A 22,157-nucleotide genomic window follows, 5' to 3' on the forward strand; every position below is an offset into this window, starting at 1 on the left:
GCCTGGGACTGCACCGCACCCTGCTGACGGGACTGTTCCTGTACGGCTTGCTGGGCATCTCGGGCATGTTCTTGCATGGCCACCTGGCCGTGTTCGCCAACCGTTTCCTGCTGGGCGTGCCGACGGCGCTGGTGATGGCCTCGGGCACGGGACTGATCTCGGCCCTGTTCAGCGGCCAGGCGCGGCTGCGCATGATCGCCAGGCAAGGCATGACGATCGAACTGGGCGGCGTGCTGTTCCTCGCACTGGGCGGTCTGCTGGCCACGGCGGGCTGGCGCTATCCCTTCCTGCTGTATCTGGCCTCGTGGGTGCTGCTGGCCTTCGCCTGGCGCTGCGTGCCGGCACCCGGGCCGGCCGGGGATCGCGGCATGGATGGCGCGCCGCCGGCGCCCGGCCCGTCACGCGCCCTGCTCCTCGTCCATGCGCTGGCGGCGCTCTCCATGACGGTGTTCTTTGCCGCCATCATCGTTTTACCGCTGCGCCTGCAGCAGCTGGACTGGAGCGAGGACCGGGCCGGGTATTTGCTTTCCTTCGTGTCGCTGGTGGCCGTAGCGGCCGCCTGGCTGATGCCCCGGGCGGTCCGGCGCCTGCATGAACACGGCACCCTGGGCGCTGCCTTCGCCTGCTATGCGCTGGCGCACCTGCTGTTTGCGGGGGCCGCCGCGCTGCCCGCGCTGCTGGCCGGCGCCATGGTGCTGGGGATGGGCTTCGGCCTGTCCGTGCCGCTGTGCACGCACATGACGGTCGAGCGCAGCCACCTGCCCAGCCGCAACCGCAACCTCGCCTATCTGTCGATGGCCATCTTCGGCGGGCAATTTCTCTCCTCCTTCATGACCTGCCTGCCCGGCAGCCACGCCACGATGTTTGCCGCCACAGCCGCGCTGGCCCTGCTGGGCGCGGCCGTGGCCGCCGCCCCGCTGCTGCGCCGCCGCCCGGCCGGCACCACCGCTGTTTCCACCACCCGCACTGAAAGGTAAGACCATGGATCTCAACGACGTCCACGCCCTGCTGCAGCCCGCTCCCCTGGCGCTGGAAACGGGCTACGAACGGCTGCCCAGCGGCGTGCTGCACGTGGCGTGCCGCACCGACTTGCCAAATTGCACTGGCGAGATGTTTGAATGGTGGTTCCGCTCGCGGCCCGACACGGAGCGCTACCTGATGTGGCACCCGGTCGACCACCTGGCCAGCGGCTGGGCCGAAGGCAGCGCCGGGACGCACATCGGCTCCATCCATCTGGCGGAAGAATTTTTCAGCGGCATGCCGGCCGAACAGCTGGCCATCCAGTTCCGCGATCCCCGTGAGTTCTTCGAGGGACGACAATACGCGGCGGCGCGGACCGAGGGCCGCATTTCAGCCGCCGTGTGCGCCAGGGTGGGCATGAGCTATGCGCCGCCCCGCACGGCGGACGGCGCCGTCATCGGCGGGCGCCTGCTGCACATGGGCCGCGACACGGCCTGGGGCATGACCTTGCGCAGCCATTTCTACATGGGCCAGGACTTGCCGGACGCCGGCCACAGCCCGCAAGAGATCGCCGCCCTCTTCCCCGATGCATTCGCCCGCGCCCTGCTCATGCATTGCTACAACGAATTCACCTTCCTGGCGCAATTCCTGCGTTCCCACTACCAGGCGAAGCACCGCGACAGCGTGCCCGTGGCGCTGCCCTGGTAGGCGAAGGTTCACTCCTCGAGGCCGCCCCCCAGCGCCTTGTACAGCGCCACGGCCGACTTGAACTGGTCACGCCGCGCGTCGAGCAGGGCTTGCTGGGCCGCATACGACTGGCGCTGCGCGTCAAGCAATTCCAGCCGGCTGTCCTGGCCCGCGTCGTAGCGCAGCTGCGACAGGCGCTGGCGCTGGCGCGCCGCCGCCACCACGCGCTCCTGCGCGGCGATCTGCTGCGCAAACGTGGCGCTGCCGGCCAGGCCGTCGCGCACCTCGCGGAACGCCGCCTGGATCGCCTGTTCGTACTGCAGCACGGCCACGTCCTTGCGCAGGCGCGACAGCTGCAGTTCCGCGCGCAGCTGGCCGCCCTGGAACAGCGGCTGCGTCACTTGCGGCGCGAACGACCAGCTGCGCGCGCTGCCGCGGAACAGGTCGCCCAGTTCCGGGCTGGCAAAGCCCAGCGACGCCGTCAAGGACAGGCGGGGGAAGAAGGCGGCGCGGGCGGCGCCGATTTCCGCATTCGCCGCCGCCAGCGCGTATTCAGCCTGCAAAATGTCGGGACGGCGCGCCAGCAAGTCCGACGGCAGGCCGGGCGGCAGCTGCGTCAGCACGGGCTGGCCGTCGAGCGGCCGGCCGGCGGGCAAGTCCGTTGGCAATGGCGCACCGAGCAGCAATTCCAGGTTGTTGCGCGAAAGTAGACTGGCTCGCTCCCGCGCCTGCACGTCCGCTTCCGCCGTGGCGGCCTGCCCTTCGGCTTGCGCCACGTCCAGGCCGCTGCCCTGCCGCGCGCCGTGCAGGCGCTGCGTCAGGAGCAGCGCCTGGCGCCAGTCAAGCAGCGTTTGCCGGGCCAGCGCCAGCTGTTCCTCGGCCAGGCGCTGCTCCAGGTAGGCGTCGGCCACGGCGCCGATCAGGGCCATGTGCGCGGCGCGCTGGCCCTGCTGCGTCGCCAGATAGCGGGCAAACGCCGCGTCCGACAAGGAACGCAAGCGGCCGAACAGGTCGATCTCGAACGCGCTCATGGCGATGCCGGCCGTGAACGTGTTTTGAAGCGTGGCATCGGCGCCGCGCTGGCGCACGCCGCCCGCATTTGCGCCGACGGCCGGATAGCGGCCCGCATCCTGGATCTGGTACTGCGCCCGCACGGCTTCCACGTTGAGCGAGGCCACGCGCAAGTCGCGGTTGTTTTCCAGCGCGATAACGACCAGGCGCTGCAGGCGCGCATCGAGCAGCATCTGGCGCCAGCCCAGGTCGGCCGCGGTATCGGCCGCGGCTGGCGCGGCAGATTCTGCATAGCTGGCCGGTATCGGTGCCGCCGGCTTGACCAGCGGCGGCGTCAGGGAACACGCCGACAAGGCCAGTGCGGCCAGGGGCGTGAGAAAAAATAAACGCATTACAACTCTCCTTCCACCGCCTTGACGGCGATGCGATCACTGCGTTTGTTGAAGTACGTACCCATCTTGTCGACGGCGCCCAGCACCACGACAAAGAACACGGGCACGAAAAACACGGCCAGCACGGTGGCGGTAATCATGCCGCCGAACACGCCCGTGCCGATCGCGTGCTGCGTCTCGGCGCTGGCGCCCGTGGCCAGCATCAGCGGCACCACGCCCAGCGCGAACGCCAATGACGTCATCAAAATCGGGCGCAAGCGCAAGCGCGCCGCTTCCACCGTCGCCTCGACCAGCCCCTTGCCCTGCGCCTGCAGCTGGCGCGCATATTCGACGATCAGAATGGCGTTCTTTGCCGACAGGCCGATGATGGTGATCATGCCCACCTTGAAGAACACGTCGTTCGGCATGCCGCGCAACATCACGGCCAGCACGGCGCCCAATAATCCCAGCGGCACCACCAGCATCACGGAGACAGGAATCGACCAGCTTTCATACAAGGCCGCCAGCACGAGGAAGACCACCAGCATCGACAGCGCCATCAGCATGGGCGCCTGCGACGCCGATTCCTTCTCTTGCAGCGACTGTCCCGTCCATGCCAGCGCGAAGCCGGGCGGCAGCTGCTTCACGAGGCGCTCCATTTCCAGCATGGCGTCGCCGCTGGACACGCCGGGCGCCGCGCTGCCGGAAATGCGCGCCGACGGATAACCCTGGTAGCGCACCAGCTGCAGCGGCGACTCGCTCCACACGGGGCGCACGAGCTCTCCCAGGGCCACCATGCCGCCCGCGTTATTGCGGATGCGCAAGGCCAGCACGTCGTTCAGTTGCATGCGCGATGGGGCATCGGCCTGGATGATCACCTGCTGCATGCGGCCCGCATTCGGAAAATCGTTGACATAGGTCGAACCCATGGCCGCCGTCAGCATGTCGGCAATCGCAGTAAACGGCACGCCCAATGCTTCGGCCTTGGTGCGGTCGATATCGAGGCGCACGCTGGCGCCGGGCGGCAAGCCGTCCGGATACACGCCCGCCACCTTGGCGCTTTGCGCGGCCAGGCCCAGCAGCTGGTTCTGCGCCGCCTGCAAGGCCGCGATGCCCTGGCTGGCGCGGTCTTGCAGGCGCAGCGAAAAGCCGGATGAGTTGCCCAGTTCATCGATGGCGGGCGGCATCAGACTCATGATCACGCCCTCCTTCGCCTGCGACATGGCCTCCTGCGCCAGCGCCACTTCTTCCTGCGCCGTGGCGCCGTTGCGCTGTTTCCAGTCCTTCAGCATGGTGAAGGCCAGGCCCGCGTTCGGTCCCGCGCCGGAAAAGCTGAAGCCGAGGATCGACTGGTTCACTTCGATGCCGGGCCGCGTGGCCACGTGCTGTTCGTACAACTTGACGACATCGAGCGTGCGCTCCATGGTGGCGTCCGACGGCAGCTGGATCGAGGTAATGAAATAGCCCTGGTCTTCCTCGGGCAGGAAGGCCGACGGCAGCTGCATGAAGGCCACGCCCAGCGCCGCGACGATGGCGCAGTACAGCACCATCGAGCGGCCCGCACGCTTGAGCATCGCCACCACGCCTTTTTCATAGCGCGCCGTCATGCGGTCAAAACAGCGATCGAACCACAGGAAAAAGCCCTTTTTATCGTGGTCGTGCGGGCCGATCGGTTTCAACATCGTGGCGCACAGGGCCGGCGTCAGGCTCAAGGCCAAAAACGCCGAGAACAAAATCGACACGGCCATGGCCAGCGTGAACTGGCGGTAGATGGCGCCCACGGAACCGCTGGCCAGCGCCATCGGAATGAACACGGCCGTCAGCACCAGGGTGATGCCGACCACGGCACCGGTAATTTCACGCATGGCTTTCGAGGTCGCTTCCTTCGGCGACAGGCCCTCGGTCGCCATCAGGCGCTCCACGGCCTCCACCACGACGATGGCGTCATCGACGATGATGCCGATGGCCAGCACCATGCCGAACATGGTCAGCACGTTGACGGAATAGCCGGCCAGCAGCATCACCGTAAACGTTCCCATCAGGGCAATCGGCGCGACGATGGCGGGAATCAGGGTGTAGCGTATCTTTTGCAGGAACAGGTACATGACGAGGAAGACCAGCACCATCGCCTCCAGCAAGGTAACGACGACCTTTTCGATCGAGATCTTCACGAACGGCGCCGTATCGAACGGCACCGAGTACTTGATCCCGGCCGGCATGGTGTGCGCCAGTTCGGCCATGCGCGCGCGCACGGCGGCCGCCGTCTGCACGGCGTTGGCGCCCGGCGACAGCATGATGGCGGCGCCCGACGCGGCTTGCCCGTTTTCGCGGATGCTGAAATTGAAGCTTTGCGCGCCCAGCGACACCTTCGCCACGTCGCCGATGGTCACTTTCGAGCCGTCCGCGTTCGCGCGCAGCACGATGGCGGCAAATTCGGCCGGCGTTTGCAGCTGCCCCTGGACCGTCAGCGGAATCGTCACGCGCTGGCCGTGCACGGCGGGCGAATCGCCGAGGCGCCCCGGCGCGATCTGCGCATTCTGCTGCGCGATGGCGGCCGTCAGTTCGCCCATGGCGATGTTGTACGACACCAGCTTGGCCGGATCGACCCAGATGCGCATGGCCCGCTCGGAGCCGAACAGCTGCACCTTGCCCACGCCGGCGATGCGGCGCAGCTCTTCCGTCACGTTGCGCGCCAGGTAGTCGCCCAGCGCCACTTCGTCATGCTGGCCATTCTCGGAAATCAAACTGACGATCATCAGGAAGCCGGACGACGCCGATTCCACCGTCAAGCCGTTTTGCCGCACGGCTTGCGGCAGGCGCGGCTCGATGGCTTTCAGGCGGTTCTGCACGTCCACCTGCGCCATTTCCGGGTCCGTGCCCGGCTGGAAGGTGACGGTGATCGAGGCCGAACCCGAGGTATCGGTGGACGACTCGAAATACAGCAGGTGCTTGACACCCGACAGTTCGCGTTCGATCAGGCCCACCACGGAATCGTTCATGGTTTGCGGCGTGGCGCCGGGGTAATTGGCGCTGATGCTGACGCTGGGCGGCGCCACGGAAGGAAAACGCGCAATCGGCAATTGCGGTATGGCGATCAGTCCGAAGAGGACGATGAAGACCGCCACCACCCACGCAAAGACGGGGCGGTTGATGAAAAATTGAGGCATGTCGTTAGGCTTTCATTGTATTCAAAGTGTGCATCAACGCGCCTTGGCGGCAGCCGCCGTGGCCACGACGGCCGGCTTCCACGGCTGCGGCGCGGCGGTGGCGCCCGGCTGCAGGCGTTCCTGGCCTTCGATGACGACGGTGTCGCCCGCCTTCAAGCCGCCGCTGACCACGTACTGGTGCTCGACCACGTCGCCCACGGCGATCGTTTTCAGGCTGGCTTTGTTCGTGCCGTCCAGCACCCAGGCCTGCGCCTGGCCGCCGCTGCTGCGCAACACGGCTTGCTGCGGCAGCAGCACGCCGTTGGCCTGCACGGCGCGGGCGATGCGGGCGCGCACGAACATCCCCGGCAAGAGCTGGCGCTGCGGATTGTCGACCAGCACGCGGATGACGGCGTCGCCCGTGCCCGCATCGACGCTGATGCCGGAGAACAGGATGCGACCCGTGACGGGATGCGGCTGGCCATCGGCACCTAAAATGGTCACGGGCAGCTTGTCCGCGCCGTCCTTGCTGTCCGAACCCGAGGCACGCAGCGCGGCCAGCGCGGCGGCCGGCTGGCGCACGTCGACATACACCTTGTCGATCTGCTGGATGCGCGCCATCGGCGCAGCATCGGCCACGCCCACCAACGCGCCTTCCGTCACCAGCTCGGAACCGATGCGCCCGGCAATCGGCGCCTCGATGCTGGCAAAGGCCAGGTCCAGGCGGCGGCGCGCCAGGGTCGCGCGCGCCTGCGCCACGGTGGCCACGGCTTGCTCGCGCTGGGCCACGGCGTCGTCATACGCCTGGCGGCTGATGGCATCCGCTTCCACCAGCGGTTTCAGGCGCTCGGCCTGGCTGCTGGCGCGGTTCGCCGTGGCCACCGCATGCTGCAGGGCGGCGGCGGCCGAATCGACGTCCGCCTGGAAGGGCGCCGGGTTCAGCTGGAACAGCTTCTGCCCCGCTGTCACGTCGGCGCCCTGCTCGAACTGGCGGCGCAGCACGATGCCGCCCACTTGGGGGCGGATGTCGGCCGTGCGGAAGGCGGCCACCCGGCCCGGCAATTCATCGCTGAGGACGACGGGCGCCGCCTGCAGCTTGAGCACGGTGACGGCGGCGGGCGGCGCGGCCGCTTCTTCCGGCGCGGGTTTGGAACAGGCGGCAAGGCTGAGCAGTGCCGCGGCGATCAACATGTTTTTCTTGGTGAAGTGGCTCGGATGCATGGTCTTTCTCTATGGCAGATCCCAACCGGCGGTCCGGTCGACAGATAAGCGCAGCATAAAAGGCCAAGGTGGACATTTCGTCAAAGAAATGTGGAGATTCGATGGAGAGAAAGAAGAATGCTAGACTATTTGCATGAACTATCATCACAGCGCCAGCCAGCCCTCTTTTCTTGCCACCACGCCCCCTTCCGCCCTCGTCCTGATCGCCGAAGATGAACCGCAAATCGCCCGCATCCTCGCCGGTTATCTGGAGCGCGACGGCTACCGCACGGCCTTCGCGCTCGATGGCCAGGAAGCGCTGCAACAGCACCTGGCGCTGGCGCCGGATCTGCTGCTGCTCGACGTGCAGATGCCCCGTGTCGACGGCTGGGGCGTGCTGGCCGAAGTGCGGCGGCGCGGCGAAACGCCCGTCATCATGCTGACGGCGCGCGACCAGGATGCCGACAAACTGGCCGCGCTGCGCGTGGGCGCCGACGACTACATCATCAAGCCCTTCAACCCGGCCGAAGTGGTGGCCCGCGTGGCGGCCGTGCTGCGCCGCTCGCGCGTGCGCCACCACCCGGTCGGCGGCCAGCGCCTGCGCTGCGGCCCCATCGAGATCGACCAGGAAACGTACGTGGCCAGCGTGCTGCGCGACGGCGCGCCCGTGCCTTTGACCCTGACGTTGACGGAATTTCGCCTGCTGGCGCACCTGGCGCGCACGCCGCGCCGCGTCTGCAGCCGCCTGGAACTGCTGGAGTCGTGCATGCCCGAAAGCAATTCGATGGAACGCACGGTGGACAGCCACGTCAGCAAGCTGCGCAAGAAGCTCGAGGAAGCGGGCGTGATGAACATGCCGGCCAGCCTGCGCGGCGTGGGCTACCGGCTGGAAAGCGAGTGCTGATGCGATTCACTGGCCTGAACCGGCAGATCATCCTGTCGATGTCCGTGCTGATGGTGTGCAGCATCCTGATCATCTGGATCGGTTCCTGGACCTTCTTCGCCATCGCCTTCAAGATCGATCCCGGCATGTTGTCCGAGCCCGACGACTGGTCGCCCAGCACCGTCGAATGGCTGTGGATCTTTGCCATCACCGTCTTCGGCCTGGGGCTGGCCGCCTTTTTCGCCATCAAGCTGGCCGCGCGCATCTTAAAACCGATCAATTCCGTGATGGACAGCGTGCGCCGCGTGGCCCACGGCGACCTGTCCGCGCGCGCCTTCGCGGGCGACCGCAGCCTGGGCGAGACGGCCATGCTGGTCGATGACTTCAACAGCATGGCCGAGCGCCTGCAGCGGGGGGCCAAGGAAAGCGAAACGTGGAATGCGGCCATCGCGCACGAACTGCGCACGCCCGTGACCATCCTGCGCGGCACCTTGCAGGGCGTCGTCGATGGCGTCTTCAAGCCCGAGGAAGTGCCGTTTTCCAGCCTGCTGGCGCAAGTCGAGGACCTGGGCCGCCTGATCGAGGACTTGCGCACCCTGAGCCTGGCCGACAGCGGCCACATGCAGCTGCGCATGGCGTGGACGGACCTGACCCTGGAAATCGAGGAAGTGGGCCGCCTGCTGGCGCAGGAAATGGAAGCGGCCGGTTTTACGCTGCAATTGCACCTGTCCGACCATCCCGTCTGCTGCGACGCGGCCCGCATCCGGCAAATCGTGCTGGCCCTGCTCGACAACGCGCGCCGCTATGCGCATCCGGGCCTGCTGCGCGTGCGCACCCGCGTGCAGGCCGGCCAGTACTACCTGAGCGTCGAGGATGCGGGCCCCGGCATTGCAAAGGAACTGGCGCCGCACGTGTTCGAGGCGTTTCGCCGCGGCGACAGCGATGGCGGCGACCCGCATGCGGGCAGCGGCCTGGGCCTGGCCGTGGTCGAAGCCATCGCGCGCGCGCACGGCGGCAGCGCCGTCTGCACGCGCGGCAAGGCGGGCGGCAGCGTGTTTACCGTCAAGTGGCCGGTCGAGCACGGCACGCCGCCGGCCGCCTAGGTAAGACCGTCGGCGCGGACCATGTCGACAAAGGCGCGCAGCACGGGCGGCATCTGCCGCCGGCTCGGGTAGTACAGGAAGTAACGGGGCGGCGGCGGCAGGCAGCGCTCCAGCACGCACGCCAGGCGCCCCGCCGCGATATCGGCGCGCGCATCGGCTTCGTACACATACGCCAGCCCCGCCCCGTCGCGGGCCGCGCGCAGCATCAGTTCATCGTCATCGAACACGAGCGGCCCGCCGACGGCGATGCTGACGGCTTCCCCCTCCCGCCCGAACTCCCACGCATACTGGCGCCCGCTGGGAAAACGCCGGCCTATGCAGGCATGCGCCAGCAAGTCGCGCGGCGTGCCCGGTGCCCCATGCGCCGCCAGGTAGCCGGGCGACGCCACCACCACGAACGGCTGCGGCGCGCCCACGGGCACGGCGATCATGTCGGCCGCCACCTGTTCGCCGAAGCGGATGCCCGCGTCAAAACCGTCGCGCACGATATCGATCATGCCGTCGTCGGTCACCACTTCGACCTGCACGCGCGGATAGCGGGCGACAAAACCGGCCAGCATGGGCGCCAGCAGCAGCCGGGCGGCGGGACGGGGCACGTTCAGGCGCAGCTTGCCTGCGGGCACATCCTGCAAGGCGCTCAAATCCTGTAAGGCATCGTCGATCTCGCGCATGGCCGGCGCCAGCCGCGCCAGCAGCTGCTGCCCCGCCTCGGTCGGCGTGACGCTGCGCGTGGTGCGGTTCAACAGGCGCACGCCCAGGCGCTCTTCCAGCGCCCGCAGCGCATGGCTGAGGGCGGACGCGGATACGCCACGTTCGAGGGCCGCCTTGCGGAAGCTGCGCAGGCGGGCGACGGCGGCAAAGGCCGTCAATTCGTTGAGGTCAGCCATTGTCGAGGAAAAAATTCATGAGAAAAATTCAGTAATGCATGCAGGATTAGCCATCTTATCGCATGCTGTTGCTTCATCCATACTCCTTGCATCTTTTTTTGAAAGGAAATGACAATGGAACACAGAACACTGGGCCACTCCGGCTTGCGCGTCGCCCCCATCGGCCTGGGCTGCATGGGCATGAGCTTTGCCTATGGCGGCGCCGACGAGGCCGCCTCGCTGCGTGTGCTGCACCGCGCCGTGGAGCTGGGCGTGACCCTGATCGATACGGCGGAAGTGTACGGCCCCTACGCCAACGAGGAACTGGTGGGCCGCGCACTGAAGCAATTACGCGGCAAAGTCAGCGTGGCCACCAAGTTCGGCTTCAAGATTTTGCCTGAAGGAAAAGGCGTCGAGCGCATGGCGGGCGTGGACAGCCGCCCCGAACATATTCGCCAGGCCGTGGAAGCGTCACTGTCCAGGCTCGGCATCGAGTGCATCGACCTGCTGTACCAGCACCGCGTGGACCCGGCCGTGCCCATCGAAGACGTCGTCGGCGCCATGGCCGAACTGGTACGGGCGGGCAAGGTGCGCCACCTGGGGCTGTCGGAAGTGTCGGCCGCCACCCTGCGCCGCGCCCACGCCGTGCACCCGATTGCGGCCGTGCAGTCCGAATACTCGCTGTGGAGCCGCGACGTGGAAGCAGACGTGCTGCCCGCCTGCCGCGCGCTCGGCATCGGTTTCGTGCCCTACAGCCCGCTGGGCCGGGGCTTCCTGACGGGCCGGCTCGCATCCAGCGCCGCGCTGGCGCCAGACGACTACCGCCACAGCCTGCCCCGCTTCCAGCCGCCGGCGATGGCGGCCAACGCGCACATGGTTGCCGAACTGCAGCGCCTGGCGGCGGCGCGCGGCGCCACGGCCGCGCAACTGGCCCTGGCCTGGCTGCTGGCGCAAGGCACTGACATCGTGCCGATTCCCGGCGCCCGCAGCCTGGCCCACCTGGAAGAGAACGTCGCCGCCGCGCAACTCGAATTGAACGGCGCCGAGCTGGCCGCCATCGGCGCCGCCATCGCGCCCGCCAGCGTGCAAGGCGCGCGCTACCCGGAGGTTGAGCTTGCCATGGTTGGCCTGTAGACAACTGTGCTTGAGTGCGCTAGCTTGAGGTCGATAAGCAGTTTCTTTGCCCCTTTACACTTGAAATGCCTGAATCCGCTATCATTTCCAATCTGAACTATTCATTATGAAAGGGATTTACATGTCCGATTTGCTCGAAACACTGCAATGGCGCTACGCCACCAAGAAGATGGACCCGTCGAAAACGGTGCCGCAAGACAAGGTCGAGCGCATCCTGGAAGCCGTGCGCCTGACGGCCAGCTCCAGCGGACTGCATCCTTACGAAGTGTTCGTCGTGACGAATCCGGCCCTGCGCGAGCAGATCAAGCCGCATGCGTGGAACCAGTCGCAAGTGACGGACGCCTCGCACCTGCTGGTGTTTGCCGCCTGGGACAATTACACGGCAGAACGCATCAACGCCCGCTTTGACCTGGTCAACACCGTGCGCGGCTTCAAGAATGAAGGCTGGGAAGCGTACCGCCAGCAGATCCTGGCCACGTATCCACAGCGAGATGCGGAAACCAACTACCAGCACGCGGCGCGCCAGGCGTATATCGGCGTGGGCACGGCTTTGATCGCCGCGGCGCAGGAAAAGGTCGATTCGACGCCGATGGAAGGTTTTGACCCGGCCAAGGTCGACGAGATCCTGAAGCTGCGCGAGAAAGGCTTGCGCTCCGTCGTCATGCTGCCGCTGGGCTACCGCGCCGACGCAGGCGACTGGCTGGTGGACCTGAAAAAAGTGCGCCCCGCACGCGAGCAATTCATCACCGAGCTGGCGTAAGCGCGTCGAGCGTGACTGAAAAGCGGATGCCCTCGCCGGCATCCGCTTTTTTTGTTCAGGCCGCTTGCGGGAAGCGCACCGTCACCTGCAAGCCCCGCCCCGCCTCGCCTTCGGCCAGCGCAATGTCCGCCTGGTGGTGCTCGGCGATGTGGCGCACGATGGACAGGCCCAGGCCGCAGCCCCAGGCGTCATTGCCGTCGGGGCGGAAGAAGCGGTCGAACAGCCGTGCATGGTGCTGGCGCGGCACGCCGGGGCCGTTGTCGGAGACGCGCAGCAGGGGCCTGCCCTCTTCCAGCGCCGCCTGCAGATCGACCCTGCCGCCCTGCTGCGTGTAGCGCAAGGCGTTGTCAATCAGGTTATTCAGCAACACTTGCAAGCCGTCGGGATCGGCCTGCACCAGCACCGGGCCCGGCGGCGTTTCCACCACGCCCAGGTCGATCGCGCGGCTGTCGGCCAGCGCGCTGTGGTCGGCCACGGCCGCTTCCAGCAACTGTGCCAGGTCCACCATGTGCAGCTGGCTGGCCGTGAGCGCCGTTTCATGGCGCGCCAGGCTCAATAGCTGGCGCACCAGGTGCGTGCTACGGTCCAGCCGTTCATGCAGCCGCGCCAGCGCCACGCGGCGCTCTTCCTCGCTGCCGGCCCGCTCGGCCACCTGCAGCTGCAGTTTCAGCGCCGTCAGCGGCGAACGCAATTCATGCGCGGCATCGGCGACAAAGGTGCGCTGCGCCGTCAGCGCCGCCTCGAACTGCCCCATCAGGCTATTCAGCGCCAGCGCCACGGGCCGCAGTTCGGGCGGCATGTCGTCGGCCGCCAGCGGCGTCAGGGCATCCGGCGAACGGCCCGCCACGGATTCGGCCAGCCGGTGCAGCGGCGCCAGCGCGCGCCCCACCACGGCGACGATCAGCAGCGCCAGGATCAGCGCGAACACCAGCAGGGGCGCGCCGGCGCGCATGGTCATCTGCCAGGCCAGCTGGTCGCGCACGGCCTGCGCCTGCGCCACCTGCACGTAGCGGCCGCGCCGCGTCTCGCCGTACAGGCGCCAGTCCTCGCCGTGCAATGTGACATCGACAAAGCCGGCCAGCGCATAGCGCGGCAAGGCCGGCTGGCCCTGCAGGATGGGCAATGGCTCGCCGTCCTCGTCCCACGCCTGCAGCACGAACGCTTCTTCCGGCTCCTGCGCGGCGGCCAGGCCCGTCTGCGGCTCGAACTCGTCGGGCAAGGCCACGGCCAGCTGGCGCAGCTGCAAGTCGGCCAGCTCATTGGTTTCTTCCAGCAGCGAGCGGAACAGCGAAATGCCGGCGCCCAGCACGCACAGCAAGGTGGCGGCCAGCAAACCGAGCAGCAATTGGCGGCGGATGGTCAGCAAGATGCCACCCGCATCTTGTAGCCCACGCCGCGCACGGTCTGGATGGCGTCCGCGCCCAGCTTCTTGCGCAGCTGGTAGACGTAGACGTCGACGGTATTGCTTTCCACTTCGCAATCCCAGCCGTACAGCTTTTCGCTCAGCTGGCGCTTCGACACCACCTTGCCCGGATGGTCGAGCAAGGCGCGCAGCACGGAAAACTCGCGCGGCGGCAGCTTGATCAGTTCGCCCTCGAACGTGACGTCGTGGCTGGCCAGGTCGAGGATCAGCGCGCCATGCTCGATGACCGAGCGCGAACGGCTGACCCGGCGCCGCAGCAGCGCGCGGATGCGCGCCAGCAGCTCGTCGAGGTCGAACGGCTTGACCAGGTAATCGTCGGCGCCGCTGTCGAGTCCTTCCACGCGGGCCGGCGTACCGTCGCGCGCCGTGATGATCAGCACGGGCAACTCGGCGCCCCGCGCGCGCATGGCGCGCAGCACGTCCATGCCCTGTTTGCCGGGCAAGCCCAGGTCCAGCAGCATCAAATCGTAGGCGAAGCCGGCCAGCGCCAGCTCCGCATCGTGGCCGTCGCGCACCCAGTCCACGGCATAGCACTCGCCGCGCAAGCCCTCGACCAGGCTTTCCCCGATCATCGGATCGTCTTCCACCAGCAGCACGCGCACCTGGACCTCTCGCAGTCTTGAAAATACCGCTATCTTAACGTGGCTGGGGGAAGCTCGCCTGGCACGCCGCCACACGCCTTGTGTCTGGCGCCCATCGCACGAATTCACGAAGCGGTGACTATGTGCGCATTTGGCGCATTTTTTCTGCGGTATATTTTCCTTCCCTCCACGCCACCTGGAAAGGCATGCCATGTCCAGTTCCTCCCAAGATACCGTCATCGTCAAGGCGGCGATCTATCCTCCCATCGGCATTGCCCGCGTGGGCAACAGTCCCAGCGAATACTTTCTGGGACCGGAGGTGCCGGAACCGGCGGCGCGGCCGGCCGGGTATTACCGCGATGCCACCGGCGCCATCAAGCGCCAGGCGGCCGGCTTTCGCATCTACGGCCTGAATGCCGCCGGCGTGGCGGTGGCCGAATTAAACTCCGGCAATGCCGACATCGAATGGGCCGTCACCCTGGCCAACACCAAGGCGGCGTGGTACCAGTTCCAGATCGCGCTCGATATTCCGGAAGCAAATGTCACCCAGCCCTCGTTCCTGCGCAACATGGCCGTCACCGACCGCGCGCAATTGTCCATCACGCCGGGCGAGCGCAAGATCAGCGGCAGCGAACAGCCGGCCGTGACCTTCGACGGGGGCCGTTTCATGGGCATGCCCGTCTACCTGGGCGAGTTGCGTACGGATGCCATGGGACGGCTGATCGTGCTGGGCGGCCATGGCAAGTCGGCGTCGTGGAATGGCGCGCGCGCCATCACCTTCGCCAACAACGAAGGCTGGCATGACGACACGGCCGACGGCCCCGTCTGCGCCACGGTGCGCTACCAGGGCCAGGCCTTGCCCGTCGACATGGCCTGGGTGGTCGTCGCGCCGCCCGACTACGCGCCGCAGCAAAAGTCGGTGCGCACCATGTGGGACTTGATGCGCGACCTGTTTGTTTCCACAGGAAAACTGGCAGCGCCAGCCGTGCCCTCGTTCCAGGACGATATCCGCCCCATTTTCGAGCGCCTGTCCAACCTGCAATGGGTGAATGCGGGTTTCGCGGCCGCCTTCGGCTGGGACGGCAGTACGCCGTTCAGCCGCGACGAATGGATGGCGCGCCTGGCCAGCCCGGCCGAAAGCCGCAGGGAGTGGCGCAACGTCATCTACAACCAGTTCCGCCAGTTCGAGCGCGACGCCTGGGCGCCATCGCCGTGGCCTTGGCTGTATGGCGATGCGATGGCCATCCCGCCGGCAGACACGCCGCGCCAGAACTGCGCGCTGAGCAACTTGCAATTGCGTTTCCTCAAGCAATGGGCCGCCGGCGAGTTCACGGCCGACTACGCGCCCGGCAAGACGCCGCCGCAAAGCCTGGCCGAGGTGGACGTGGCCCTGCAACCGGACACCCTGCTGCGCGCGGCCATGGAATTTTGCCTGGCAGACGCCTTCCACCCCGGCTGCGAAATGACCTGGCCCATGCGCCAGGCCAGCATGTACAGCGCGCCGTTCCGCCTGGCGCACCGGCCGCCGGGCTGGGTCGAGCCCGACTATGGCGCCGTCTTGACGCCGGACAATATCAGCAGCCCCTGCTCGGCACAGATCGCGGGCGGCGTGACGCGCTGGATGGCCGTGCCATGGCAAACGGACACGGCCAGCTGCCGCTCCGGCTACCAGTCCGACTACGATCCCTACGTGCCCACGTTCTGGCCCGCGCGCGTGCCGAACCAGGTGATGAGCAAGCTGGCCTACGATACGGTGATGAACCGCGAAGTTCCCGTCGACGACCGCCTGGCCGCTTTTGCCCGGCGCGCCGCGTGGATACGTCCGCTGGGCAACATCAGCTATGAAGAGCAGATCAACAACATGATCGCCGACCTGGCGCAAGTGGGCGTGGTCGAGGTGCGCCCCGGCCCCACGGACGTGAACGGCTTCCCCGCGTTCCTGCAGGTGGAGAACCTGCCGCCGCCCACGGCCGGCAAGCACCTGCTGCGCGCGGCGGCGGCCATGCCGGACGAGTTCGTCGACGTCGACCTGGAAGGCACGGAAAAAGCGCGCCATCTGCAGCGGCACCGCTTGTGACCTTGCTGCAGGCCGACGTGCTGATCGTCGGCGCCGGTCCGGCCGGCGCCACGGCCGCCCTGAACCTGGCGGGGCGGCACCGGGTCTTGCTGGTGGACCGGCTGGCCGCGCCGCTGGCGCGCATCGGCGAATCGCTGCCGCCGGCCGCCGCGCGCCTGCTGCGGGACATGGGCTTGCTTGACGCCTTCCTGCGCCAGGGCCACGCGCCCTACCACGGCAACCGCGCCTGGTGGAACGGCGCCTGGACGGAGCACCACTTCCTCAGCGATCCCGATGGCCACGGCTGGCATCTGGCGCGCGGCACCTTCGACCTGTGGCTGCGCGACGAGGCGCGCCAGCGCGGCGCCGCCTTGCTGGCCTCGGCAAGTGTGACAGGAATCGCGCCGGGGGACGGCGGCTGGCGCGTGCGGCTGCAGACGCCGCACGGCCCCTGCGACGCGGCGGCGCGCATCGTCATCGACGCGACGGGACGGGGCGCCCGGCTGGCCCGCAGAATCGGGGCGCGGCGCCAGCGCGGCGACCGGCTGGTTTCAGTATGGCAATACGGGCATGACGGCACGCCGTCCGCTCGGGGCTTTGCCCACATCGAGGCTTGCGAAGACGGCTGGTGGTACAGCGCACCCCTGCCCGGCCAGCGCCGCGTGCTGGCCCTGCATACGGATGCGGACTTGCTGGCCAAAACCGGCTTGCGCGATGCCGGCTGGCTGGAAGCGGCGGCGCGCCGGCTGCCGGCGACGCGGGAATTGCTGGAGCAGCAAGGCTATGCGGCCGATACGCCCACCCTGGCCACGCCCGCCCATACTGCCAGCCTGGACGCCGGTGCCGGCCCAGGCTGGTTCGCCGTCGGCGACGCCGCCCTGAGCTTCGATCCGCTGTCGTCGCAAGGCATCTTCAACGCCCTGTACACGGGCCTGGCCGCGGCCGAGGCCGCCGACCGCACGCTGCGGGGAGAACCGCAAGCCTGCCAACACTACAATGGGGAGCTGGCGGCCATCGGCGCGGCGTACGAACGCCACCTGGCGTACTGCTACGGCCAGGAAACGCGCTGGCCGTCGGCGCCGTTCTGGCGCCGGCGCGTCCCGGCGCGCCTCAGCTCCCGCTGAAGTCGAAGCGCCACAAGCCCTGCTTGCGGTTCAGAGTGACGTCCGCTTCCTTGACCGTCTCCGGCATCACGTACTGCGTCATGTCCGAGAAATTCTGCGCGATATAGGTTTGGCCCACCATCGGCGGCGAAGCCACCATGAAATAGAAGTTGGGCAGGTGCTCGAAGCTGGCCGTCATGTTCGTATCGACCTGCGGCATGGTCACGACCGGCCTGTCGTTGACGTACCAGTTGCTGTCGAACTGGATGTAGGGATTGGTCTGGTTGATCACGCCGCACTGCTGCGGCGTCAGTCCGGTTTGCGCCAGGGATGCGGCGCCTGGCTGCAGCAACGGCGGCGTCATGCCGTTCGGGCTGACGGCCGGCAGCAGCTGCCCCGGCTGCACCGGCTTGCGCGCGGAGACGATTTTGCTGTCGTTGACGCCCAGGCTGGTCACGTCGGTCGAGATCTGCGCCGTGTAGTCGAACGATTCGGTAGTGCCGGGGGCGCCGGCCAGCACTTGCCAGGCGTGGATCTGGTAATTACGCTGCGGATTCTGCGGTTTCAGGAAGACCAGCACGCTCTTGCCCTGCAGCTCGTCCGCCGACACGTTGTAGTTGACCTTGAATTGAGTAGTCATCGCCTGCCCTTTGCTCTGGATCTGCCCGGACTCAGGAAAGACAGCGCCAGGGGGACGAGTCCGTGATTTCCCCCCGGCGCCGGTCATTCAGTACAGCGGCACATGCCTTGCCGATGCGGCAGGACGCTTACTGCGCCAGGTAGCGCTCCGAACGGGGGCCGTACAGCAAGCCGTTCGGTACGCCGGCCGACAGCATGCGCGCATTCGCCGTGCCAGCCAGCGGATGGCTGGCGTCGGTGCTGGTGTTGATGATCTGCTTGACCGCCGCCGTCACCAGCATGCCGACCAGGCCGCCGCCACCGCTGTTATTGCCTTCATTGCTAGACGCGCTGGCCGCGCCCTGCCACAGCAAGGCGCCCGTCTTCAGGTCGACCAGTTTGGCATCGACCGCCACCACCGTCACGCTGTCGATCACGGCGTAGGTCGTGCCGTACTTGGAGATCGTCACGTACAGGCCCGCATCGGCGCCGAAAATCTCGTTGAGCTTCCTGGCATCGACGCCGTGGATATCGGCGGCGTTCGTCAAGCCGTTCTGCTTGAAGGTTTCACCGACCACGGCCACCGGCAGCACGTAGTAGCCCGCTTCGGCCAGCGGATAGGTTACTTGCGCGTAGACGCTGTTGCCGGCATTGACTTCCGGCGAGTTGTTCAACGGCGGCAAGACCACGATGGAACGGGGCTTGGCGGCCTTGAAGGCGGTATAGTCATACGCGGCCTGCTTGGTGGCGCAACCGACCATGAAGATGGCGGGACCCAGGCACAAGGCCATTTTCAACATGCGCGACATCATAATTTCTCGCCTTTTTTCAATTTACCCAACAGGAAGTCCATGTACGGCGTCGATTCCGGGAACAGTTTTTTCTCGTCCTCGAACTGCGCGGCGACCTGCTCCGGCTTGCCGGCGATCGAGTACAGCATGCCCAGGTGGGCATGGAAGCCCGGCGGCGCATGATTGCCCTTGGCAGCGATCACTTGCAGGTCTTTTTCCATGGCGGCGACCTGCTGCTCCGGGCTTTCGCCCTTCAGGTATTCGTACACTTGCGGCTGGTAGCCTTCCCATTGGTACAGGGTCTTCGACTGCGTGGCGCAACCGGTCAGGGCGGCACAGGCGAGCATGGCCAGCAGGGCTGCGCCCTTGTTCATCATTGTTTTCATGGAATACCTTATTGTTTGCGCAATGCGCCCGCTTCGACGCCAGCCACCAGACGCTCGACCGCTTCGCGCATGGCCAGATCCAGGACTTTGCCGTTGAGGGTGGCGTCATAGCTGGCGGTGCCGCCAAAGCCCAGCACTTCGCGGTTCGACAGGCTGTATTCGCCGGCGCCGCCGGCCGAGTACACGACTTCCGAGGTGGCGATATTGACGACGTTCAAGGTGACCTTGGCATACGCCACTTGTGTCTTGCCGCGGCCCATGATGCCGAACAATTGCTTGTCGCCCACTTCCTTGCGGCCGAATTCGGTCACGTCGCCCGTGACGACGAAGTCCGCGCCCTTGATGTTCTGGCCCTGCTTCTTGAATTCGGCTTCCTGCTTGAGCTCCGCCATATTGTCGCGGTCGAGGACATTGAAGCGGTTGGACGTTTGCAGGTGCGCAATCAGAATCGTCTTCGACTGGCTGCCCAGGCGGTCGACGCCATCGGAAAAGATGCCGCGCATGAAGTTCGAGCGGTTGTCGAACTTGCCGACAGCGATCAGGGTGCGTGGACCGACGTAGGGTCGGGCCGCGCTGGCGACTGTGGGAACAGCCAGGGCTTGCGACGATTCGGAAGCGCAGCCAGCCAACGCCGCGCCAATCAGCGCTGCAATCAACAACGCGCCGGGTTTATTCTTGTTCATAGTGCCCTTAAGATATGGAGGATCAGGAGCAACTCGCAAAATTTAATTTTGGCAAGTTAATTTCCTAATTGCAATTATATGAGATTGCATGTCTCACAATTCTCTCCAAAAGTAACGATGATAAAGATTGCATTGTTGCCAGCAATGACAGGCGCGGCGCAGCTTGACTTCCCGGGTCCGATTCGCTAACTTAGCAGTAAAAAAGCGTGTCGCCAGCGCCACTGTCCCGCACAGACCTTGCCCGCCGGCCTGCCCCACCCGGCGCCCACTCCACGCTCCCTCATAGACGGGTATCCAGGCCATGCCGACACACGATCGTTCCCCGTCCCATCCGCTGGCCACGGCGCTGGCGCTGTCGCTGGGCGCCGCCGTCGCCCTGGGCCTGTCGCGCTTTTCCTACGGTTTGCTGCTGCCGCCCATGCGTGACGACCTGGGCTGGTCCTACCTGCTGGCCGGGGCCATGAACACCTTCAATGCGCTCGGCTATTTTCTCGGCGCCCTGGCCACGCCGGCCCTGATGCGCCGCCTGGGCGTGTGGCGCCTGCTGATCGCCGGCAGCGTGCTGGCCAGCGTCTTCATGCTGCTGTCGGGCCTGGTCAGCGACACGGCCGCCCTGTTCCTGCAGCGCGTGTGCGCGGGCGTGGCCAGCGCCTTCATTTTCATCGCCGGCGGCGTCCTGGCGGCGCGCCTCGGTTCCATGCACAGCCAGCACGCGGGCTTCTACATCGGCCTGTATTACGGCGGCACGGGCTTCGGCATCGCCCTGTCGGCCCTGCTGGTGCCGGCCGCATTGGCCGCCGCACAGGACCACGGCGCCGCACATGCCTGGCAATGGCCATGGCTGGCCTTGGGCATCGCCTGCCTGGCCGCCACCGCCATCATGTCCCTGCCGGCCAAAGCGATCGGCGAAGCGCCGCGCGCCCTCGACACGCCACGGCGCTTCGCCTGGCGCGATTTCGCTCCCAGCCTGGCCGGCTATTTCATGTTTGGCGTCGGCTACATCGGCTACATGACCTTCGTCATCGCCCTGCTCAAGCAGCAAGGCATGAGCGCCACCTCGATCACCGTGTTCTACACGGCATTGGGGCTGGCGGTGGTGGCCTCGTCGCGCATCTGGGCGGGCATGCTCGACCGTTACCGGGGCGGCGAATCGCTGGCGATATTAAATGGCGTGCTGGGCGTGGTCACCATCCTGCCCGCGCTGACGAGCGCTGTGCCCGTCGTATTCCTTTCCGGCCTGGTCTTCGGCGCCGTGTTCCTGTCGGTGGTAGCCTCGACCACGGCGCTGGTGCGGCATAACCTGCCGCAGCAATCGTGGACGGCCGGCATCAGCGCCTATACGACCGTGTTCGCGCTGGGCCAGATCGCCGGCCCCATCGTCGTCGGCTGGATCGCCGACGGCCCTGCGGGACTGGAGCGGGGCTTGATCGCCTCGGCCATCGCCCTCTTCATCGGCGCGGCGCTGGCTGCGCGGCAAAAGGCGCTGGCGCCGGCCGCATAGTAGACTGCAAGCCTGGACCACATTCGCGGAAAGCACACGATGAACACCGAAGCACGAAAACGCCCGGCAACGATGGATGCCGAAACCCTGGAATTCATCCAGGGCCTGTTCGCCCTGGTGCGCGAAGGCGATACGCAGCAACTGGGCCCCATGCTTGCCCAGGGCGTGCCGGTCAACTTCCGCAACGAAAAAGGCGACAGCCTGATCATGCTGGCCAGCTACCATGGCCACCTGGAAACATCGCGCCTGCTGCTTGAAGCGGGCGCCGACGCCAACGTCCCCAACGACCAGGGCCAGACGCCGCTGGCCGGCGTGGCCTACAAAGGTTACCTGGAGCTCGCCGCACTGCTGCTCCAGCACGGCGCCAGCGTGGAAGGCGCCAGCCCGGACGGCAAGACCCCGTTGATGATGGCAGCCATGTTCAACCGCCTGGCCATCCTCGACCTGCTGCTGCAGCACGACGCCCGCATCGATGCCGTGGACAGCCGCGGCATGACTGCCGTTTCACTGGCCAAGAGCATGAACGCGCAGGAGACTTTGACCCGGCTGGTCAGCCTGGGGCAAACCACGTAGCCGGCTTGGGAAGTTTCCAAGTCGCCACACGACATCGCCATCCTTGATCTTGTCAGCGTCTCTAATAACACCACAGACTACTCTCCCGTTGACCCGGCCGGAAAAATTATGCATATCTTCGCCATCGTACAAACTTAGCATGGCTGAAGTTGCCAATGTTCCAGACATGCCATGGATGGCGGCAGCGACGCCACCTGCCAGATTTTTTTCCGCAAGGCTGCTTTCAATTTTACTGAGTAAATTTACGATTGTTGCCGCCATATGAAATTCCGTGAGTATCCCTTCCACAGTAAAAAAAACCTCTTCGGAACAAGTATGTAC

General features: G+C 66.5%; 21 protein-coding genes. 10 read left to right on the forward strand and 11 right to left on the reverse strand.

Annotated elements, in window-relative coordinates; translation table 11 throughout:
• Both AC0V2Y_RS27305 and AC0V2Y_RS27310 read left to right on the forward strand, forming a co-directional pair.
• Positions 1-977: MFS transporter (locus tag AC0V2Y_RS27305; protein WP_475418412.1), on the forward strand; the 977-nt coding region annotated here is incomplete at its 5' end.
• A 4-nt stretch (positions 978-981) separates the two neighbouring features.
• Positions 982-1,668, forward strand: coding sequence for a DAPG hydrolase family protein (locus tag AC0V2Y_RS27310; protein ID WP_475415958.1), 687 nt, complete (start codon positions 982-984; stop codon positions 1,666-1,668).
• Positions 1,669-1,676: 8 nt separating this feature from the next.
• Here AC0V2Y_RS27310 and AC0V2Y_RS27315 read toward each other — a convergent pair whose 3' ends face one another.
• From AC0V2Y_RS27315 to AC0V2Y_RS27325, 3 genes are read right to left on the reverse strand one after another with little or no spacing between them, the layout of a single operon-like run.
• Positions 1,677-3,050: an efflux transporter outer membrane subunit gene (locus AC0V2Y_RS27315; RefSeq protein ID WP_475415957.1), complete on the reverse strand. Its 1,374-nt coding sequence runs from the start codon at positions 3,048-3,050 to the stop codon at positions 1,677-1,679.
• On the reverse strand, positions 3,050-6,196 hold the full coding sequence (locus AC0V2Y_RS27320) for a multidrug efflux RND transporter permease subunit (protein ID WP_475415956.1): 3,147 nt from the start codon (positions 6,194-6,196) through the stop codon (positions 3,050-3,052). The genes AC0V2Y_RS27315 and AC0V2Y_RS27320 overlap by 1 nt, the downstream gene beginning before the upstream one ends.
• 33 nt (positions 6,197-6,229) lie before the next feature.
• Positions 6,230-7,396 (reverse strand): efflux RND transporter periplasmic adaptor subunit, encoded by a 1,167-nt coding sequence (locus AC0V2Y_RS27325; protein WP_475415955.1) that lies wholly within the window; start codon positions 7,394-7,396, stop codon positions 6,230-6,232.
• Between the two features lie 133 nt (positions 7,397-7,529).
• On the opposite strand from AC0V2Y_RS27325, the gene AC0V2Y_RS27330 reads away from it, so the two are divergent.
• Both AC0V2Y_RS27330 and AC0V2Y_RS27335 read left to right on the forward strand, forming a co-directional pair.
• On the forward strand, positions 7,530-8,279 hold the full coding sequence (locus AC0V2Y_RS27330; protein WP_475415954.1) for a response regulator: 750 nt from the start codon (positions 7,530-7,532) through the stop codon (positions 8,277-8,279).
• Positions 8,279-9,361, forward strand: coding sequence for an ATP-binding protein (locus tag AC0V2Y_RS27335; RefSeq protein ID WP_475415953.1), 1,083 nt, complete (start codon positions 8,279-8,281; stop codon positions 9,359-9,361). The genes AC0V2Y_RS27330 and AC0V2Y_RS27335 overlap by 1 nt, the downstream gene beginning before the upstream one ends.
• On the opposite strand, the gene AC0V2Y_RS27340 is transcribed toward AC0V2Y_RS27335, so the two are convergent.
• Positions 9,358-10,248, reverse strand: coding sequence for a LysR family transcriptional regulator (locus AC0V2Y_RS27340; protein ID WP_475415952.1), 891 nt, complete (start codon positions 10,246-10,248; stop codon positions 9,358-9,360). The genes AC0V2Y_RS27335 and AC0V2Y_RS27340 overlap by 4 nt on opposite strands.
• Before the next feature lie 114 nt (positions 10,249-10,362).
• Between AC0V2Y_RS27340 and AC0V2Y_RS27345 the strand changes: the two genes are divergently transcribed.
• Positions 10,363-11,361 carry an aldo/keto reductase gene (locus AC0V2Y_RS27345; protein ID WP_475415951.1) on the forward strand — a complete coding sequence of 333 codons (999 nt, stop codon included), beginning with the start codon at positions 10,363-10,365 and terminating at the stop codon, positions 11,359-11,361.
• A gap of 121 nt (positions 11,362-11,482) precedes the next feature.
• Positions 11,483-12,121 carry an NAD(P)H-dependent oxidoreductase gene (locus AC0V2Y_RS27350; protein ID WP_475415950.1) on the forward strand — a complete coding sequence of 213 codons (639 nt, stop codon included), beginning with the start codon at positions 11,483-11,485 and terminating at the stop codon, positions 12,119-12,121.
• A gap of 55 nt (positions 12,122-12,176) precedes the next feature.
• Here AC0V2Y_RS27350 and AC0V2Y_RS27355 read toward each other — a convergent pair whose 3' ends face one another.
• Both AC0V2Y_RS27355 and AC0V2Y_RS27360 read right to left on the reverse strand, forming a co-directional pair.
• Complete coding sequence (locus AC0V2Y_RS27355) at positions 12,177-13,487, reverse strand: ATP-binding protein (RefSeq protein WP_475415949.1); 1,311 nt, start codon at positions 13,485-13,487, stop codon at positions 12,177-12,179.
• Positions 13,481-14,146 (reverse strand): response regulator transcription factor, encoded by a 666-nt coding sequence (locus AC0V2Y_RS27360; RefSeq protein WP_070288051.1) that lies wholly within the window; start codon positions 14,144-14,146, stop codon positions 13,481-13,483. The genes AC0V2Y_RS27355 and AC0V2Y_RS27360 overlap by 7 nt, the downstream gene beginning before the upstream one ends.
• Positions 14,147-14,336: 190 nt before the next feature.
• Here AC0V2Y_RS27360 and AC0V2Y_RS27365 point away from each other — a divergent pair, with 190 nt between their 5' ends.
• A complete protein-coding gene (locus AC0V2Y_RS27365) occupies positions 14,337-16,202 on the forward strand; it encodes a LodA/GoxA family CTQ-dependent oxidase (RefSeq protein ID WP_475415948.1) in 1,866 nt (621 codons plus the stop codon).
• Positions 16,199-17,305, forward strand: coding sequence for a tryptophan 7-halogenase (locus AC0V2Y_RS27370; protein ID WP_475415947.1), 1,107 nt, complete (start codon positions 16,199-16,201; stop codon positions 17,303-17,305). The genes AC0V2Y_RS27365 and AC0V2Y_RS27370 overlap by 4 nt, the downstream gene beginning before the upstream one ends.
• On the opposite strand, the gene AC0V2Y_RS27375 is transcribed toward AC0V2Y_RS27370, so the two are convergent.
• The 4 genes from AC0V2Y_RS27375 to AC0V2Y_RS27390 all read right to left on the reverse strand — a co-directional run bounded on the left by AC0V2Y_RS27375 (position 17,292) and on the right by AC0V2Y_RS27390 (position 19,762).
• Complete coding sequence (locus AC0V2Y_RS27375) at positions 17,292-17,924, reverse strand: hypothetical protein (protein WP_475415946.1); 633 nt, start codon at positions 17,922-17,924, stop codon at positions 17,292-17,294. The genes AC0V2Y_RS27370 and AC0V2Y_RS27375 overlap by 14 nt on opposite strands.
• Positions 17,925-18,051: 127 nt before the next feature.
• Complete coding sequence (locus tag AC0V2Y_RS27380) at positions 18,052-18,714, reverse strand: DUF799 domain-containing protein (RefSeq protein ID WP_475415945.1); 663 nt, start codon at positions 18,712-18,714, stop codon at positions 18,052-18,054.
• Complete coding sequence (locus AC0V2Y_RS27385) at positions 18,711-19,070, reverse strand: DUF4810 domain-containing protein (protein WP_475415960.1); 360 nt, start codon at positions 19,068-19,070, stop codon at positions 18,711-18,713. Before AC0V2Y_RS27385 ends, AC0V2Y_RS27380 begins: the two co-directional genes overlap by 4 nt.
• 17 nt (positions 19,071-19,087) lie before the next feature.
• Positions 19,088-19,762 (reverse strand): CsgG/HfaB family protein, encoded by a 675-nt coding sequence (locus AC0V2Y_RS27390; RefSeq protein WP_071077629.1) that lies wholly within the window; start codon positions 19,760-19,762, stop codon positions 19,088-19,090.
• 301 nt (positions 19,763-20,063) lie between these two features.
• Between AC0V2Y_RS27390 and AC0V2Y_RS27395 the strand changes: the two genes are divergently transcribed.
• On the forward strand, positions 20,064-21,263 hold the full coding sequence (locus AC0V2Y_RS27395) for a YbfB/YjiJ family MFS transporter (protein WP_475415944.1): 1,200 nt from the start codon (positions 20,064-20,066) through the stop codon (positions 21,261-21,263).
• A gap of 39 nt (positions 21,264-21,302) precedes the next feature.
• Positions 21,303-21,836 carry an ankyrin repeat domain-containing protein gene (locus AC0V2Y_RS27400; protein ID WP_475415943.1) on the forward strand — a complete coding sequence of 178 codons (534 nt, stop codon included), beginning with the start codon at positions 21,303-21,305 and terminating at the stop codon, positions 21,834-21,836.
• Here AC0V2Y_RS27400 and AC0V2Y_RS27405 read toward each other — a convergent pair.
• Positions 21,768-22,157: hypothetical protein (locus AC0V2Y_RS27405; RefSeq protein ID WP_475418413.1), on the reverse strand; the 390-nt coding region annotated here is incomplete at its 5' end. The genes AC0V2Y_RS27400 and AC0V2Y_RS27405 overlap by 69 nt on opposite strands.

The organism is Janthinobacterium sp. BHSEK (genome assembly GCF_056174685.1).